17 protein-coding genes and 1 pseudogene are annotated in these 16624 nt (G+C 40.0%); 7 read left to right on the plus strand and 11 right to left on the minus strand.

What is annotated here, in order from left to right:
• Positions 1–398 precede the first annotated feature (398 nt).
• The 4 genes from ACEW80_RS16375 to ACEW80_RS16390 form a co-directional block, all read right to left on the minus strand.
• Positions 399–1607: an AIPR family protein gene (locus ACEW80_RS16375; RefSeq protein WP_373527612.1), complete on the minus strand. Its 1209-nt coding sequence runs from the start codon at positions 1605–1607 to the stop codon at positions 399–401.
• Between the two features lie 104 nt (positions 1608–1711).
• The gene (locus ACEW80_RS16380; RefSeq protein ID WP_373527613.1) at positions 1712–2380 is read right to left on the minus strand and encodes a hypothetical protein; all 669 of its coding nucleotides are present in this window, start codon (positions 2378–2380) and stop codon (positions 1712–1714) included.
• 183 nt (positions 2381–2563) lie between these two features.
• The gene (locus tag ACEW80_RS16385; RefSeq protein WP_373527614.1) at positions 2564–3139 is read right to left on the minus strand and encodes a hypothetical protein; all 576 of its coding nucleotides are present in this window, start codon (positions 3137–3139) and stop codon (positions 2564–2566) included.
• On the minus strand, positions 3130–3405 hold the full coding sequence (locus tag ACEW80_RS16390; RefSeq protein WP_373527615.1) for a DUF1186 domain-containing protein: 276 nt from the start codon (positions 3403–3405) through the stop codon (positions 3130–3132). Before ACEW80_RS16390 ends, ACEW80_RS16385 begins: the two co-directional genes overlap by 10 nt.
• Positions 3406–3908: 503 nt before the next feature.
• Here ACEW80_RS16390 and ACEW80_RS16395 point away from each other — a divergent pair.
• Complete coding sequence (locus ACEW80_RS16395; RefSeq protein ID WP_373527616.1) at positions 3909–4514, plus strand: YdcF family protein; 606 nt, start codon at positions 3909–3911, stop codon at positions 4512–4514.
• 38 nt (positions 4515–4552) lie between these two features.
• The gene (locus ACEW80_RS16400) at positions 4553–4948 is read left to right on the plus strand and encodes a discoidin domain-containing protein (RefSeq protein ID WP_373527617.1); all 396 of its coding nucleotides are present in this window, start codon (positions 4553–4555) and stop codon (positions 4946–4948) included.
• A gap of 186 nt (positions 4949–5134) precedes the next feature.
• On the opposite strand, the gene ACEW80_RS16405 is transcribed toward ACEW80_RS16400, so the two are convergent.
• The 5 genes from ACEW80_RS16405 to drmC all read right to left on the minus strand — a co-directional run bounded on the left by ACEW80_RS16405 (position 5135) and on the right by drmC (position 8315).
• Entirely contained in the window at positions 5135–5476 is a 342-nt protein-coding gene (locus ACEW80_RS16405) for a hypothetical protein (RefSeq protein ID WP_373527618.1), read from the minus strand.
• A gap of 127 nt (positions 5477–5603) precedes the next feature.
• Positions 5604–6626 carry an HNH endonuclease gene (locus tag ACEW80_RS16410; protein ID WP_373527619.1) on the minus strand — a complete coding sequence of 341 codons (1023 nt, stop codon included), beginning with the start codon at positions 6624–6626 and terminating at the stop codon, positions 5604–5606.
• Positions 6627–6923: 297 nt separating this feature from the next.
• Entirely contained in the window at positions 6924–7094 is a 171-nt protein-coding gene (locus tag ACEW80_RS16415) for a CopG family transcriptional regulator (RefSeq protein ID WP_179069773.1), read from the minus strand.
• Positions 7095–7409: 315 nt separating this feature from the next.
• Positions 7410–7577: a hypothetical protein gene (locus ACEW80_RS16420; RefSeq protein ID WP_373527620.1), complete on the minus strand. Its 168-nt coding sequence runs from the start codon at positions 7575–7577 to the stop codon at positions 7410–7412.
• A 93-nt stretch (positions 7578–7670) separates the two neighbouring features.
• On the minus strand, positions 7671–8315 hold the full coding sequence (gene drmC / locus ACEW80_RS16425) for a DISARM system phospholipase D-like protein DrmC (RefSeq protein ID WP_373527627.1): 645 nt from the start codon (positions 8313–8315) through the stop codon (positions 7671–7673).
• A 36-nt stretch (positions 8316–8351) separates the two neighbouring features.
• On the opposite strand from drmC, the pseudogene ACEW80_RS16430 reads away from it, so the two are divergent.
• Positions 8352–8747 (plus strand): annotated as a pseudogene (locus ACEW80_RS16430) (HNH endonuclease).
• A gap of 153 nt (positions 8748–8900) precedes the next feature.
• On the opposite strand, the gene ACEW80_RS16435 reads toward ACEW80_RS16430, so the two are convergent.
• Positions 8901–10532, minus strand: coding sequence for a hypothetical protein (locus tag ACEW80_RS16435; protein WP_373527621.1), 1632 nt, complete (start codon positions 10530–10532; stop codon positions 8901–8903).
• On the minus strand, positions 10448–13048 hold the full coding sequence (locus ACEW80_RS16440) for a hypothetical protein (RefSeq protein WP_373527622.1): 2601 nt from the start codon (positions 13046–13048) through the stop codon (positions 10448–10450). The genes ACEW80_RS16435 and ACEW80_RS16440 overlap by 85 nt, the downstream gene beginning before the upstream one ends.
• Before the next feature lie 37 nt (positions 13049–13085).
• On the opposite strand from ACEW80_RS16440, the gene ACEW80_RS16445 reads away from it, so the two are divergent.
• The 4 genes from ACEW80_RS16445 to ACEW80_RS16460 all read left to right on the plus strand — a co-directional run bounded on the left by ACEW80_RS16445 (position 13086) and on the right by ACEW80_RS16460 (position 16572).
• The gene (locus tag ACEW80_RS16445; RefSeq protein WP_373527623.1) at positions 13086–13616 is read left to right on the plus strand and encodes a hypothetical protein; all 531 of its coding nucleotides are present in this window, start codon (positions 13086–13088) and stop codon (positions 13614–13616) included.
• A 495-nt stretch (positions 13617–14111) separates the two neighbouring features.
• Positions 14112–14936, plus strand: a complete 825-nt coding sequence (locus tag ACEW80_RS16450; protein WP_373527624.1) for a ParA family protein — start codon at positions 14112–14114, stop codon at positions 14934–14936.
• Positions 14914–15927, plus strand: a complete 1014-nt coding sequence (locus ACEW80_RS16455; protein ID WP_373527625.1) for a ParB/RepB/Spo0J family partition protein — start codon at positions 14914–14916, stop codon at positions 15925–15927. The genes ACEW80_RS16450 and ACEW80_RS16455 overlap by 23 nt, the downstream gene beginning before the upstream one ends.
• Positions 15928–15978: 51 nt before the next feature.
• Complete coding sequence (locus tag ACEW80_RS16460) at positions 15979–16572, plus strand: hypothetical protein (RefSeq protein ID WP_373527626.1); 594 nt, start codon at positions 15979–15981, stop codon at positions 16570–16572.
• The last annotated feature ends 52 nt before the right edge of the window (positions 16573–16624 follow it).

Here is a 16624-nt window from a genome sequence, read left to right on the forward strand (position 1 = left end):
TTATGGGTGATCTAGCTCCTGCTTATTATCGAAAAAAATATGAAACATTAATTAATCGCCTTTTACCAATCTTTGATGGACAACTGCGTTCAGCTAAATATTTGTTAGAGGGTGAAACATGGACAGCAGCAGATGTGGCAGACATCCAAGAGTATTTATTTGATTAAGTAGGTGGGCGTTAAAAAATACAACTAGACTAAGAAATGTAAATAATCGCTTAAAAGCTTATATTCAAAGCCTTTTTGGTACTTTACATAAGTTTACATAGTTAGGTTTAATTATGCTTACCTACTTAAACATAAAAGTGATTTATTGTATTTAATTGCGAATTGCGGTAGCGAGTCCGCGTTCGCTTTTAGCGTCTCGCAAGAGAGCGTCATGGGCGAAAAAGCGAATTGTTAGGTCAGCGTCAATTTTTCCCGCTTCTTGCCGGAGCCGGAGCTAACCATTTTCACCAAGTGCTGATTTAGGTAACTTTGTGCTGAAATATACAAACTTTCCCAAATTTCGTGGTTCCGGCTGATTTTCGTGCCGACTGTATTTCCTGCTGTTTTCTCCGATATTAAGTATTTGCGGAAATAGTTCGTCCACAGGTGTAGCAAAAAATCTTCTCTTAATTCCTCAAACGGAATAATCCATTTATAGTCTTGATCCAAAAATACCCGATAGGATGCAATTATCGGTAGTGCCAAGTCCGTTGGCGCACCAAATCCAAATGAGTACTTGCTGTCAGGCAACAAAGTCGTCTTACGTATATCAATAGATGCTAAATCGTTCACACCCTTTCTTCTGGGGTTGCTGATATGTTCTTGGATTATTTCGTACAGTCTTTGCTCTATCCACAAAGCTTGAGAGAGTAGAGGCAGTAGCGCGGTTAATCTTTCTCTTTCGGTATCCGTGATTTGAGAGGGGATACTCATATTTGCAGGGTGTTTGGTTCGTTTATTCCTGTCGGGGTTGTATCTATTTCTATCCAGGCAGTTAATCAACTTCAGCAAATGGATTACATTGCACTGGGCATTTCTGGGAGCGCCGCTTTGATTCTGGTAATAGGCAATGCGGAATTTTCTATCTTCTTCTGTTTCCAACTGGGCTAAATACTGCTTGATGAATTTGTAATCTCCTCTGGCGTTCACCTTAGAACGGGAATCTACTGGCGTTGTGGTATTTGAAGCCAGGGCTATATCTTTGGCTTCATCTTCCAATAGTCCAATGTGGATGGTGACTTTGACTCTGGCGCTTGTTAGGTCGTATTTGTAAGTTTTCGCTTGCTCAAATGCTAAAACTGTATGACCGCCGTTGATAATCCCATCACTTCCACCTTCACTAGCTTCTAAGATTTCTAGTTCAAGTTCAGTTTTGTTTTTGTTGGGTTTAACTTTATTGGCTGACAGGACTATTCCACTGTGACGCGAGAAGAATTTTTGGGGTTGTACTGTTAAAGAGTCGAAGATTTGCCTGTATGTCGCACTTTTGCGGTTTGGTTCCCGGATGTTGGGTTCAAGTGGTAGGTCTGTTGGGAAAGTATCTATATGGGCGGTGGCGATGATGCAATTGGGATTAGCTTGAAAATAGTTGTCTACTTTTAGGTTCCAGGTCTTGGGCATAGTTGATGTGAGAAGAAAATTAATAGGTTAAGACGACTGTATATCTAATCATTCTTACATTCAGTCAGATATTGCTACCAATTAAAAACTATAAGCGACTTTTGTCAGCTTTTGTTTTGTGCTGCTACTGTCAGCGAAATTTGATTATCTGGGAGTGGAGTTTGAGCATTCGTTTCTTTCGGTACTTCTGCTATTAGATGATTCTCGGCGTTCACAGAACAATTCTTTCTGGGTTTTGGGAATTTGATAATCAATCGTCCATCCTCCAACACTAACCTAGAGTCAATAAGACATACATCTAGTTCCCAAAAATCACCGAAAAATTGTTGCGCCACACTTCCTTCGACTTCGAGCGTGAATGGTTGCCATTGCATCGCTTTCTCATATCCCAGTGGTGGTCTAAAGTTGCGCCAAATCTGTACAGACAATTTACCGTTTTCTTGACTCCTGACTACACCCCGGATTGAAAAATAGTTCTTGGCAAAATCCAACGTCGCCTCAAGTCTGCCTCTTAAATGGAAGTTCAGTTTTTTTGACTGTGTTTCCATTCTTGGCCACACTACCCAAATACTACTACCACTATCAACTAAATCCCGGTTATCTTGTAGCGATTTCTCTAATTTACTTGCTAATGTTGCTGAATAAATATTACCATCATCAGTTACTAAAATACCTTGATTGAATGCTTCACTGCTTGGTAAGTACTTACCCTGAACCATACCGATACAACGGTACATCGTCGGGAAATCTGGCGGGGAAAATGGGCAAATCATGCAAGGCTTGGGTTGTTTCTCACGCTAATCAGGTTCCTACACGTTCACCTAAGTAGGTAGTTTAGGAGTTTCATTTTACAACAAAATCTTTAGCTAGATAATAATTTATAGCCAGTTCCGTCAAAAATAGGGTGTGGGGTTGCAGTTTTAGGGTGTAGGGAGGACGGCATTGGACGGGGCTGCTTAATGTAGGTCAAAGAACGACTCTTGCCCCAAATGCCTCACATAATTTTCTACTAGCTCCTGAAGATTACCTTGGTTGCCGATTTCAATCCAGTCATCGACTCTTCCTAAAAAACAATATCTTTGAGTTGTAAATATCCGCCGATTCTCATCAATTAATATGAACCGAAGCATCGGGGAATAAGAAATAGAGAGCCGCAGTTTAGTTTTTGCTTCGGTCAAATCATTTCTCCCAGAAAAACTTAACAGGTCTGATAACAGATTAGCGTCTTGATCTGCCGTATATACTGTAATTATGTCCTTCTTTATATCTATTTGGTAATCTGATAAATTAGAAAACTCCTTTATCCCTAATTCTACGGTTGCCTTTTCTTCATCACTAATAATTTTCATCTGAACCTTTCGGAGAAAAACCTGAGCGTTAGGATTTTCGTAGATTTCATAGCCGTCTGGCATAGTTTCAACTAAATTACCTTCACTTTTCATGGAAAAAAAATACTTTGGTTTACCAGTTTTCGTTGTGCCTTGATGAAGATAATATGTCTGTTTTTTTCTACTATCGTATTTTATTGGCATTCATCTACTAACTCAATACTTGTCTTTGCTCGGCAACGAGGATATGCTAATGGTTCTCTAAATTGTGCTAGTAAATATAAGGCATAAATGTGTAGGATATATTCATTTTTATCTAATAGTTCTTCCGGGTTATTACTGAAATTTTCTAAAGCTGTTAATAATACAGGAGTTATTGCTGACCGTTCTTCGATAGCTCTTTCTAAAGCTAAACGGGGAAACTTCCCGGTATTATTTTCTAATTCCGATAAAATTTCTTCCAGTTCCATATTTTCAAAACTAGCTATCTTTTTAATCAAGGGTACTGATTCTGCGCGTAACTTGACTCAAATTAAATTTAGTCTACCAAGAATTGTATTTCAATACACTATACTTTTATAGGTAAAGCGATCGATACTTTCTTGCGCTACCACTTTGAACAAGGACTCTCGAAGCAGGGGCTGACTTGCGAGGAGGTCTTCGTGCCGGAGCTACTCAAAACGTAGACTTCACTCAAGACCGATTGTGAATTGGGTTGGCTGACCAATGACTCCTAAATTTTGTAATGCCAACTTCAAGATTATTCGTTTTTTGCGTAAAGTACGAAAATTGAGGTGAATAGTATTATATAACGGTATCTGCTATGAATAAACTGGGGACAAGATTAAAAGTCTCCTATATAACTTAACTTCTATATAAAACTGCTCTGAGCCGAGTCCAGAGCAGTTTTATATAAGACTTACGCACTTAGCTTAGATATTGAAACTAAGAATCAAAAATAGCACAACGCCCCATGCTCAATTACAAAATTCCCAAAAAATGGTTAATTTTGGTGACAGTGACTTTGATATCTGCCTTGTTGCTGGCGATCGCTTCTTCTGCCTCAAGTATTTATTTATATGGCAACAGTAGTAATAATATCAAGGCAGATGCAGCGATTGTTTTAGGAGCGGCAGTTTGGGGAGAAGAACCATCTCCTGTTTTCAGAGAGCGAATTAACCACGCTATTAACTTATATAAAAATGGATCTGTTAAGACAATCATTTTTACTGGCGGAGTTGGCGAGAATAATGAACCAGCTGAAGCTATAGTTGGAAAAAATTATGCGCTCGCACAACAGGTAAAAGCTGCTGATATTCTCACTGAAACTCAATCTCGCACAACTCACCAGAACCTCAGAAATGCTTTGGAAGTAGCGAAGGCTCACCAATTAACCAAGTTTCTTATTGTTAGCGATCCATTGCACATGAAGCGAGCCTTGTTAATGGCACGAAGCTTAGGAATGGATGCATATTCGTCTCCCACACCTACTACCCGCTATCGCAGTTTTTACAGCCAGATAGAGTTTTTGAGCCGAGAAACTTATTTTTATTTTGTCTACTTAGTGTTTAAAATATAAGTGCATCCCCTTACACTGTAGCCTTCAAGCAATAAATTGTGGATCAGTCATCGATACCTAAAGTAGCCCAGCAACTTGCTACAGGGAAACAAGTAATCGCCAGAGCAGGAGGGATTACTTATCCTAGCTGGGCTAATGCAAATGATGATGTAGACTATAATACAACCACTAATTATCCGCAGATGGGTCGTTGGGGAAATGAAACAAATAATGGCAATGGAACCTTTCAAATTATTGATTTAGGTTCTGTTTATCAACTAAATGGAGTTGGCTATAAACTTGATTGGGATGGTGCGTTTAAAAATTCGTTGACTTTTCAAGTTGAAGTATCAACAGATAATAAATCATGGCAATTAGTTTCAAAAATTATTCATCTTAAGATACAGCGCTTCCGCCTGCTATGGGTACGCACACAGTCTCAAAAGTTAGGATAGAAAAGGGATATGGGCAAAATTGTTCTTCATAATAGCCGGAAGTGCTGTATTGTTCCGGTTGCGGTTTCAAAAACTGCGATCGCCTAAACCCGTTAACAGGTTTACTCGATTCAGTTGTGGGGGATAATCTACTGGGACGTAGTTTCGGTTATTACATTCTCCCAAAAGGACAAAACAGGGTTAAGTCTAAATATTCAAGCGACCTGTAGTAAACAATTGATATCCCCCAACAAAACAAGCCATTGAAAGGCAAAACTGCCATAAACTTGTAGGGGTGAGAACAGCGCGACTACTAAAAAAGATGAGAACTATTCCTACACCCAGCCCCACCCAACCTAACGCCTTGTCCTGACGGGGCAGGACAAATAACATCAGAATCCCAGAAGTCAGAAATAATATAGAACCATCAGCAGCTATACCACGCCACCAATAGGGATATACATTGGTGCTGAAGTAGATATTTTGACCAAGAAAGTAAACTCCGGCTAGCAGTAATGTTAAACCGAGTAACTTGAATAAAAATCTCATTTATTTAGATATAAATAATGTTCTAAACCTATATTGCCCAAATAGAAGTACAATACTTACTTTAATAATAAATTAACTGCCTATTTTTACGTGTTCATTGTTAAAAGCTATTTCTACTCAATTAATCTCAAGCAGGTGCAGAGCCGCCAAACGCATTTCTGCAAACATCAGCAGTTTCCGCGCCAAAACCACCAGCTTGGGCATGACGGAGTAGCGATTGTACGAGAGGCATGGCAATACTCATACCAAATAAGGCGTTGAATCCTGCAACAACCACTGGTGCAGATAATATAACTGTGAATTCTGGGAATAATGCCAATACAGCAATTAACACCAGAAAAACAATTGGTGTAGCAATGCCTGCTGCCTTTGCAGCTTCTAAAACTAAATTTTTATACTCTTCAACAGTAATGTCCCCCCGATAAAGATCCAAAGAGTATGAAATCGCTGTCACTACAACTTGGGTGAGAATAGCGGTTCCTGTAGCAGTGATCCCCAGCCTAGCAATTGTTACTGAATTGCTGACAATAGAATCTACCGCATTATAGACCCGAATATAAAACTGCTCCCCAACGGTCATAACTTCGGCACCGCGACGCAGATTATCAACACCTAGTTCCCACAGGATGTTGTCAGCAGCATTTGAGCCACCTTGAGAGCGTGGAATGATATGGCTCCCATGTTTATCGCTCAAGAATTCACGAATAGTCCGTTCGTTAGCTCCTAGCTTTGATGTACCAGGAATTTTCTCAAAAAGCTTCATCACATCTGCGTCAGAGCGAGGCAAATCTTCTGTTCTCAAACCAGCACGATACCTCAATCTATTGGCAATCTTGGGCATTTCTGCGGCCAATTCTGCTGCTGTCCTCGGCAAGTTTTGCAATGCCTCAGCTATGGACAGGCTTGAAGTAGTCACACCAATAGCAGTTGTTTCAAATGCTTTACTGATATTTTGTACTGTTTGAAAACCTTGCTGTGCTGTTGCAGGTAGATTAGTAACCGCATTAATACTTGAGTTGGTAATCTCTACAGTAGTATTCTTGATTCCATCAACTACCTCTTCTATCCCATTTGCTGTATTAGTGGCCGCCTCTTGAGCTTTATCTTTAAGCGTATCTGCTAAATTTCGTGCTTGGTTGAGAAAATCCATATTCTAGTAAACTCTTATTTTACGATTTAGTATTTAGTCCAATTTCTTGATTTAAAACCAAGAACTACATTGCCTTAAACATAACTTTTTGGTGAGATATTGAAAGAGATGGTAAGCGATTTATAGCTTGAGAAGGCGGCAGAGAAAATTGAACTATGAAGTTAGTTTAGCTGTTTTATTAACTGTTTTGATAAAAATTTTATTAATACAGCAATCAGCATTACCTGAACCAGTTTTTTGTTTTGGTCTTCTGTGCTTGAGTTTAACAAATAAAGCGAGTATTACTCATCAAGTGATTCAATTTGCATTTGGTGTTTCTTCGGTTGGTAAAGAGCGAATCAACTCTCGAATCACATCGGTTGCTGGTCGTCCTGTTATTGAGCAGTATTTTTCTAATCTTTCTGCTTCCCCTGATGCCAGATTAATTGTGAGTCTTTTAGTCGCCCATTTCTTATTCACTGATTTAATCAACTAAAATTGAAATTACTTCTCTAATATCAATCATTCAAACTGTTATCACAATGGTAAAAGTAATGATATTAGCCTCAAGAATCTGTAAAGGAAACACTACTAAGTGTAAAGCCGTGGTGAAGAGTCTAAATTCAGTTTAAGTTATGAAGCTTAAGTAATTTAAAGGCAATAATTGTGAATAGAACACAAGCTAAAAGTTTTTCTGTAATTAAGCATTCAGTGGAAATACATGGTAACTAGCAGCTTACCGACTGCATTGCTAGAGGCAATTTTGAACCAACCTGAGTTAAGTTCGGGAGAATAATACTTTGGTTAAGCCAAGCGCGATCGCTTAACTGTCTCCTGTAGGCACTCGCCATCCTTAAAACTGTTAAGGATAGAGTTATAGCGAGATGCGGGAATACCCTGCTTGTCGCACCAACTCTTGGGGAAAATGTGATGAATATCGAGTTTGCGCTCCTCCCAATCGGTTTCATCCAAATCTCGTATAGCAACTTTCCAGAAGAAGTCTTGATGTCATCTAGTAAATCTTTTAAACTTGTTTTTGTAGAATCAAATGTAGACATAAAATAGTCAGACTCCAGGAATTCGACATAGGATATTTCTTGTAACCAAGTTTTCAAATTGCATTTGCAAAGCAAGAGCCGTTACTGGGTCATTGAGTAATACACCAGCTTCGATATTGCGTTCATGAGCCGCTTCTGTGAAATTAGCGGAAGTCACAAGTACACGTTCCTTATCTACAACAACACATTTGGCGTGTAAACAAGCTTTTGATTCCACACCCACCGTCAGCGATCGCGGATCGTGAAATACTTCAGGCAGTCTCTGTCCTGGCCAAATATCTTGGCGAAAAGTAGTAGCAAATTCTCGTAAAAAATCAGATGTAGGCACTTCGCTGTTATGCGGTCGGTTAACATTAAGAAACATACGCACATTTAATTTTGGGTTAGTATCCATTGCCTGGGCTAAAACTCCAAATAACTCTCGTGCTTTATGTCCCTTATCAATAGCAAAGCTGGAAATCAAAACACTTGTTTTGGCAGTACTAAACAACTCACGCACAACAATGGCAGTATCGCGGCTTTGGGAACCAGCAATTTCTGGGCCAGTCCAAACTAAATCAAGGCGATCGCTCACAGCTTGGGATGTATTTCGCTCCTCTGCCACCAGTCGCAACGTGTAAGCGATATGCTCAGAATGTATGCCTATAACCAGTAAACCAAAAAATTAGTCAGACAAAGAGCTAAATTTCTGTGTGAATACTGTCATTCTTCAGAACAAGCAAGTGCCGCTCTATTTTCTATTGACCATATCATGCCGTAGTCTCTTGGCGGTTCGGATCACCCCGATAACCTAGCTTTGGCTTGTCAGCGTTGTAATGGATATCGCTATAACAACACAGGTGGAATTGATCCAGATACAGCCCAGATGCTACCTCTATTTAATCCACGCCAGCAAAAATGGTATGAACACTTTTTTTGGTCAGCAGACGGACTAAAAATTATTGGCATTACTTCTGTAGGACGAGCTACAAGTAATCGTTTAGACCTTAATGATGAACGTCACAATGAAGGATCTATCGTTAAAGCGGGTCGCCTTTGGATCAAAGGTGGTTGGCATCCACCTGATGAAGATCCGCGACAGTAACTATTTTGTTTGTAAAGATTTCTGAGCGACTTACCCCAGTAGCGAAAAGCCCAAAAGTTGCTGAGGTCGATTGGGTTGAAGTTGGACTACGTGGGTCGGTTAGCTTGCGGGAAAATCGAGAGTGCGTTTATCAGTTTGTTCTACTCTCATGTCCTACAATTGCATCCCTTCTTCTTTAGCTTTCAAGAGAGCTTGGTCAATTTTTCTATTAGCCTGTTCAAAAGTTTGTATAACTTGTGGTGAGACTTTATTGGTTTGTACTTTACCTGATTGTACACCTAGAACTACATCTCCATTCTTTTGAGAGATAATTAAATCTTTTCGGTCAGAGTTTAAAAAGATATCATAAATTTTACCTTTAACCTGAATAGAACCATCTTCTGTGGATTCTCCCAAGACAGGACTAATTTTTTGAGCAATTTGGGTCAGTCTTCCCAAACGATGGTGTTCTTCTGTATCCTGGTTCATTGCTGCCAGAGCCTTCTGCGATAATTGCTGCCCCGACTGAAAATCAGCAGCTATTTCCGAAATCCGTTGTTTGTACTGTTCGGACTTACCTAGTTTATCTGCGACATTGTACCAATTTTGCAGGTGTTCGCTGGTTACAACTGGGCGGTTTTCTACACTATTGAATTCGGTTTTTACTACCCTGTCGTTTATAGAATTGGAGGGTTTAATAAGAGTTTTTGGCTCTGTTCGCGGCTCAAGAACTTTTTCATCTAGGGGTAGTGTTGGTAGTTCAGGCGGTTTGAGAAATTGCGGTCGTGTGGGGAGGGAGTTGACGAATTGCTGATATTCAGTGGTTGATTCAATGACAGCCCCAAATTTCTTGGTCATGCTCTCCAAAGTAATGGATGGAATGGAACTACTGACTAAGTTGAATACGGCTAATCCTTTTTTGGCTTCTGGTACGACATCTTCGGGTGGAACTTGAGAGTACACAACATTTTGAGCAGTTAACCATTTGGTTACAGCCTGAACTTTGTGATTATCTACTGCCAGTTGAGTTATTCCCAGCATTTTATCTTCAGCACTAGCAAATAAAATAGTGGGACGCTCTTTGATTTTTTGCAGTATGGGTGCAGCTTTCTCTATCATCACCTGCTGCCCTTGGTTCACAGATTGCTGTGTCCCAAAAGCCTGACTTTCTTTCGTCCAAACTGCGGGATATTCCACAGTGCTGGGGTCAATTTTGACATGAGTTGTGGAGAAATTACTTTGGAGAGTAGCTTGAACTTTGGTCAGTTTTCCAACATTGAGAATCCCCAACTCTCTGAGAGCTTCTTTATCCTTCTTAAAGTGTAATACTCCCAACGGCTCACCATTGAGGAATACTGCATCTCTGGTTTTCGTGGGCGGCATTTCTATGGTAACTTGACGGTAATCTTTATCATCAAATACCTGAGTGGAAAAATCATAGAAGTTAATTTTATTAATTTTAAGCAGGTTTCCATTGGGAGATTCACCTAAGACAAATGCTTGCGTACCATTTTCAGATATAGACCTCAGTTTGAGGTTGAGGGGATTGTCGTTTTTCAAGTAGTTAAAACTCTTCAACTGTTGGATAGAATCGCTGTCTAACTCCCCCAAAGTTTTGCCCGAAATTTTGATTTTTACGGTTTGTTCAGGAACTGGAACAGTGCCAATCTCCAAGGTCACGGGTTGGGAATTAAAGGTCTGTCCAGTGTATGAGAACTTGCTCAGTTCCCGAATGGTAATTTCAAATGGTTGAATTCCTGGTAATTGAATGGTCGCGTTAGCCGTGTATGTTTCACCGCCAACCATGTTAGCTTGGGCTGTGGGCGTTCTTTGGTTTGGTATTTTTGGTCAATTGCTTCTAGCTTCAGGTTAATTGTTTGGGCTTTCCAAATCAGAGGATGCCGGTAACGAGTCAGGTTTGTGATTTCGATTTGCATCCCCTGCGGTGTTTTAATGACAACCGATGGGCCAAGTTCTGTTTCCCGCTTTCGCTCCATTGCCACTGCTGCATTGAACTTTTTATCAAACTCGTGTTTAGCGGCGATCGCACTAAATCTTTGTTGGGGTGTAAACTCTACTCCCTTGAATAAATCCTGGAACTGAACGATGGGGCGAGATTCTAGTTGCGATTGTTGGAAATATTTATTAGTTTGACTGATTAATAATTCGACTGGTGAATAACCTTTGGGAGTTATCCCAGTATTTAAATAGGATGAACGGGATTTCTTGTCTTTAATATAGTTAACGTCTCTATATAAATAACGCTGATTCTCCTTAATTAAGTTCATCTCAGGAGTTTTGGCACTTTTAAATAAATCGACTGCTATTTGGTTCTGAAAACATCCTTCCTCAATCATCTGACGGTACATTTGTCGATTAACATCCATTGCCTGTTGGATGATTTCAGGACTTCTCGGAGCATCAGCTAAAGCTACAAACTCGTGCATATAGGGTTTATATTCTGCCCTAATTTGTTTGGGTTTCTCGTAATGTTCTTGCTCAAATAAACTTTGATAGTGACTAGATACTTGGTCTAAATATTCTGATTTTTGTTCTAGGGTGCCGTAAGTTTTAATAATCTCAATTTCTGACTCTAATGCTTCTAATGCTGTCACCTGATTGTTAATCACTCCCACACTAATACTATCGCTCATGTGAATAGCGATTTCTTCAAAGGGGGGTTGGGTTCCGTCTTCTCGATAAAAAGATTGTTTTTTCAGCTTGACTGTGGGGGCATAAGCGAATTCCTTTTGGTTTCTGTATTCGGCTTCTGCTGTAAAGTTTGGATATTTACTAGCTAATGCCACGCCGATACAGTCACCGTCAAAATCTCGTGCTTGGCGTTGTGATTCGGTTTCTGCTGGGGCGACTTCGTTTGGTTCAAGTCTTGCTAAAATACGTTTGTGGTCTTCATCGTTGACTACAATGATGCCTTGCAAATCTGTACCATCTGGAGCTTGATAATCTTTAACGTATTTATTGATAGAAACGCATAAACCATTAGAATTTAGAAAGGGAGAGCGAAAGTTTAAGACTTTTTCTCCTTCATCAATCCAAGGTACACAAATCTCACCATTTTTGAGTTCCTTGGATGGAATAATCATACCTCGGTCGAAGGTGAGTATTTTACCAATCGCAATATCGCGCCATTCACTTTGTACAAAGCGACTTAGTTCTTGCTTTACTTTCTCAGTTTCTAAAAGTTGCTGATGGACAAGTAAATCAGCCTTGATGAGTTTGTACATGAACAAGTCATCTTTCTGGGATGACTCATTTTCTTCATCATTAGAACTGTTCAAACCAGATGACTCTAACTGCTTTCCAAGTGACCGATTATTTATTCGCTGAGTAATCTCTTCTTCTACAGATACTTTCTGCTTATCAATTAAGATTTTACGCTTTTCGTAATTCTGGCAATATAATTGTGCAACAATCCTTGGGTCATCTTGAACTTCTGCCAGTTTTTGAGCTTGTGCCTCTAATTCTTCTGCAAAATCCTTAATACCTTGAGGGAAGGATGCCAGCAATTGTGATATGGCTGTTTGTCCTTTCTGAGATTGCGCCTTTTCACCTAACCAAACAGTTTGTTGGTATAGTCCTGGCTTTATTTGAGGTTTAATTGGCCCAGAGGGGTTATCTTTGTCCGTGCCTTTGAAACTGGATATCGGGATAATTAGGTCAATTGTGGGTCTATTGTCGGGGGAAGCATATTTTATTTCATCTAATTTATAAGGTCGTAGTGTCCCTTTACCAAAGCGGTATTTAGTGTCCTCTCCATCAGTTTCTTTCCAGCCAAAACGATGTTGAATTACGCGATAACTTTTAGCCTCTTGTTCCTCGCTTTTGGTTAATTTATCGTATAGCTCAGTTGAGACTTGTCCATAACAATCGCCAACCAATTTATATGCTACATTATTTTTTAATATTCCCCCGTTATCTCCTGTGGCATCATCTACTATTAAAATATTTAGCTGTTCATTAATCGCATCCCTACAAGAACCTAGAAAAATTGAACCATAAGCACCTCGGTCTTTTCTGTCTGGGCAAAGCTTGTCAATTACTGATAAACATTCTGGTGAACCATAAAGTAATCGAGACTTGGAAGATAACAGAAGAACATGACCTTCTGGATGATTTTGTAAATCCTCTGGTTTACTATATTCATCAAGATGTCCAAATGAAAACTCTTTACCTGGAAGGTACGATTCAAGTAATGTATTATCTAGTTTTTCAGTTAAAATTGATTGAGGATTAGTCTGATCTCCATCTATATGAATCCACTGGTTTAATCTAGTGTCAAAGTGTTTAAATTCTAGTGTCATATATTTTCAATAATTTGTAATTTTTAGGAGGTTTTATATGTCGAGAATAAAACGTTGGGTGAATATGCACAAAGAGGAATTTAATGCAGATGGCACATTAAAAAATGAAGCTAGAGAGGAGATGCTATCTACAGGTATGAGTAGTGAAGCAATTGATGACTATGCCCTCAGATTGAAAAATAAATATGAACATTGCAAACAGCTAGATGAAACTGACCCAGAGCCGTGGACTCTGTACACTGCTTACGATTTCTTCACTCCAACAGAGAAGGAACAATTTAACCTCGATGGTTCCCTCAAACACGAATACATCGCATCAGCTCAGAAGATGGGCATCAGCGAGGGATGGCTCTCAGAAATGGAGCGCCGTAAGAAAATTGATGTCGAGAATTACAATAAAGTCTCTGCAAAAAAAGCTGAAATGGGCATCAACTTTGGTCAACAAGAGATGAATAGCAGAATTTATGCCAGCAGAACCTACGTGGAACGCCGCAAGCAGCAGGAAATAGACCTGCGGAACTTCGAGGATGCTGATAGCTTGCCTTTTGATAAGGACACCTCCTATTAAAATAGGTGAGGAACGTCTTTGAGCCGTACCCCGCTTTTGTTTTATGCATCAAATAATGTGATTTTACCCGATTAGTTGAAAAAAAACGATCGCTCAAGTATCAAAAATATTTATCAGAGGGTAGCGACCGATGTTTAATGCTAACTCGGACTGAGATGCAGTTATTTCAGCTACTAATTTTCGAGTAACAAGAACAGATAAGTTTTTTACTATTACTTTGTGCGTGGTTTCCTCCCTAGTGTGTCGAGGTCTAGTAAGGCTATATTGTACTTGCGTTTTGCGAGGTCGCTCTGTCGTAAGCTAAATGAATTGAAAGTGTAGTCTTACCACTGGAGCATATAACTTAACGGATTACTGGCATGAAAATTATTGGGGACGGAAAATGTTTTCCGTATAGTTCCAAGTTGCTTTTTGAGACTAAATAACGAGGGTTGAACTTGATTTTGGTTTAAGGATAGAGTATAACAAAACGCAAGCATACGAAATTGCAAATAGATGAAGCAAATTGTTCTCTGGATTGGAGCCAATGCCGGAGGAGTTTCCAAAACTACACTAGCCGTTCATATTGGCTATGAAATGGCAAAGCGCGGCTTTGACGTTGCGCTACTCGACCTTGATACGAACGTTTCCATGAGTCAGTTTTGTGGATTAGACAAAGACCCACCATTAGAGCAAACAATCGCCGCAGTATTCAGCGAAGATTTTGATGGTAACTGGCCTTTACTGATGCCAGAATGGGGAAAGCCGAAGGGTAAAATACAAATATGCTTGGGTGGGCCAGTGATGATTCAAGTTGGGTCAGATTTGGCAGTTCGTAATCGCCGGGAGTACGTTTTAGCGGACAGGTTTGAAGATTTTCCTTTGCCCCACCAACTGGTGATTCTGGACTGTCCTGCTACATTAGGCAATCTCAATGATGTCGCGCTGGCAGTAGCTACGCACATGTTAATTCTTGTTGAACTTAGTCCCAAATCATTAACAGGAGCGAATGTTTTGCTGTCTTGGTATCGGGGGGCTTGTAAAAAGTTGCGCTTAAATCCCCAGCCCCAAATACTGGGATTTGTACCTACTAAGTATGACAGTGGTGAAGCAGCGCAAAGGGATTTGCTCGGTCAGTTACCAGAAATGCTTTCTCCTTTGAAGATAAAATGTTATCCGCACGTCCGCTACTCTTGCGAATTCAGTAATGCTTCTGGAAAAGGCATTCCTTTGCATTTGCATCGCTCAACACATAAAGCTATTAAGGATCTTCATCCTATCTGCCAAGAATTGTCAGCTATATTGCAGGAGGACAAGGGTGACAACAAAAGGACAAAATAAGAGTTATGACTATTTCTCTGCTAATGCACAAGTAGCAGAAGTTGAAGAACAATTACTTCAATCGCAACAGCGTATTGCTGAGCTAGAATCACTAAATGCTCAATTACAAGCACTAGCAATAAGTGAGAACATTCACGATAATACTGCTAAACTCGCTGTACCAATTGATAAAATTGTTTGCAATCCTGAACAAGTACGCCGTTATTTCGATATAGATAAACTTGCTACGTTAACTGCTTCTATTAAAGAAGTGGGAGTGCAATCACCATTGTGGTTGCGTCCTGAGCAGAACGGGAAGTATTTATTAATTGCGGGTGAGCGTCGCTATCGTGCGGCACGGGATGCAGGCTTGATGGAAGTTCCTGCTCTGATCTTAAACGTTGATGAAGCTTCGGCTCTAAAGCTATCCTTACTGGAAAATTTACAACGAGAAGATTTAAATCCAGTAGAGGAAACAGAAGGAGTACTAAATTTACTTTCCTGGCAAATGGATTGTACTGTTAAAGAAGTAATTGCTTTGTTGAACAGAAAAGCACATTTAGATAAAAAGAAAGTTGAGTGGTCAGATGAAAACACGGAAAACGTTTTCCGCAAGCAGTGGGAGATTGTAGAGAATGTCTTTGTGACGGTAGGCAAGCTATCACCAGAAAGCTTTCGCGTCAGTCGGCTACCTCTACTGAATATGCCAATTGACGTTTTAGATGTACTACGTTCTGGGCAAATAGAATACACTAAAGCTAGAGCGATTGCCGCACTGAAAGACGAAGCTAAGAGAGCTAATTTGTTGATAGAAGCGATCACTGAGAAATTATCTTTAGCAGAAATTCGCGCTCGGATCAAAGAAACGAAACATCAAGAGCCTCCTTCTTTGAAAAGAGAATTTCAAGACATATCTCAGAGGATGTTAAAGTCTTCACAGTGGTCAGACTCCAAAAAAGCTAAGAAGATTGCAAGTCTTTTACAACAACTAGAATCATTGTTAGCAGATTAACAGAAAATTGGAAATTAATAGTTCGGCAAGTCCACTGAAATTAAGGTGTCCATGAAATCTACTCAACGTCCATCCAAGCCACAATTACCACAGGCAAAACCCAAAGACCAAACTCCAAAGCTTGACCTTGTAGCTTATAAACCAGTAGAGAAACAGCAGCCAACCTCTGAGCCTGACATTACTCCCAGTGATGATCTGTCATCAGTTGAGCAGCCAGCCCAAGCAGAGGTGATACCTTCTTTAAGGTCAAAGCCGAACGCTGCTGAAAAACCACAACATTTAGAGAAACGTAAAGCAGAACGTACCTCTCCTGACAAGAGAAAATCCAAATCACCGCAACAGTCCAAGCAGCAGGGCAAATTGACAAAGAGCGAAGAAGAAGAAGAGTTAGCGCCAGAACGCTGTCAACATATCCAGTTTTTGGATTGTAACTCCTCAGTGGGGCGTGTCATATTCGAGTGCTACCACTGCCAACAAGGAATAATTAGCGAATATACTGGAGAGCCTGTGATGGGAGAATACAAAGACCGTCCTTCACTGATCCAGGTGAAAGTCGAATGTCCTAATTGTGAGCAGACTGCGATCAGATTAACAACGGGGGAAGTGCTTTCAACAACAGCGATTCCTTCACCTTGGCAGCAATGATGGCACACACCCTCTTCAAGAGTGGTTGGTAAGAGATATTAACGATTGATAA

It is taken from the genome of Nostoc sp., from assembly GCF_041747015.1.
GTDB lineage: Bacteria > Cyanobacteriota > Cyanobacteriia > Cyanobacteriales > Nostocaceae > Nostoc.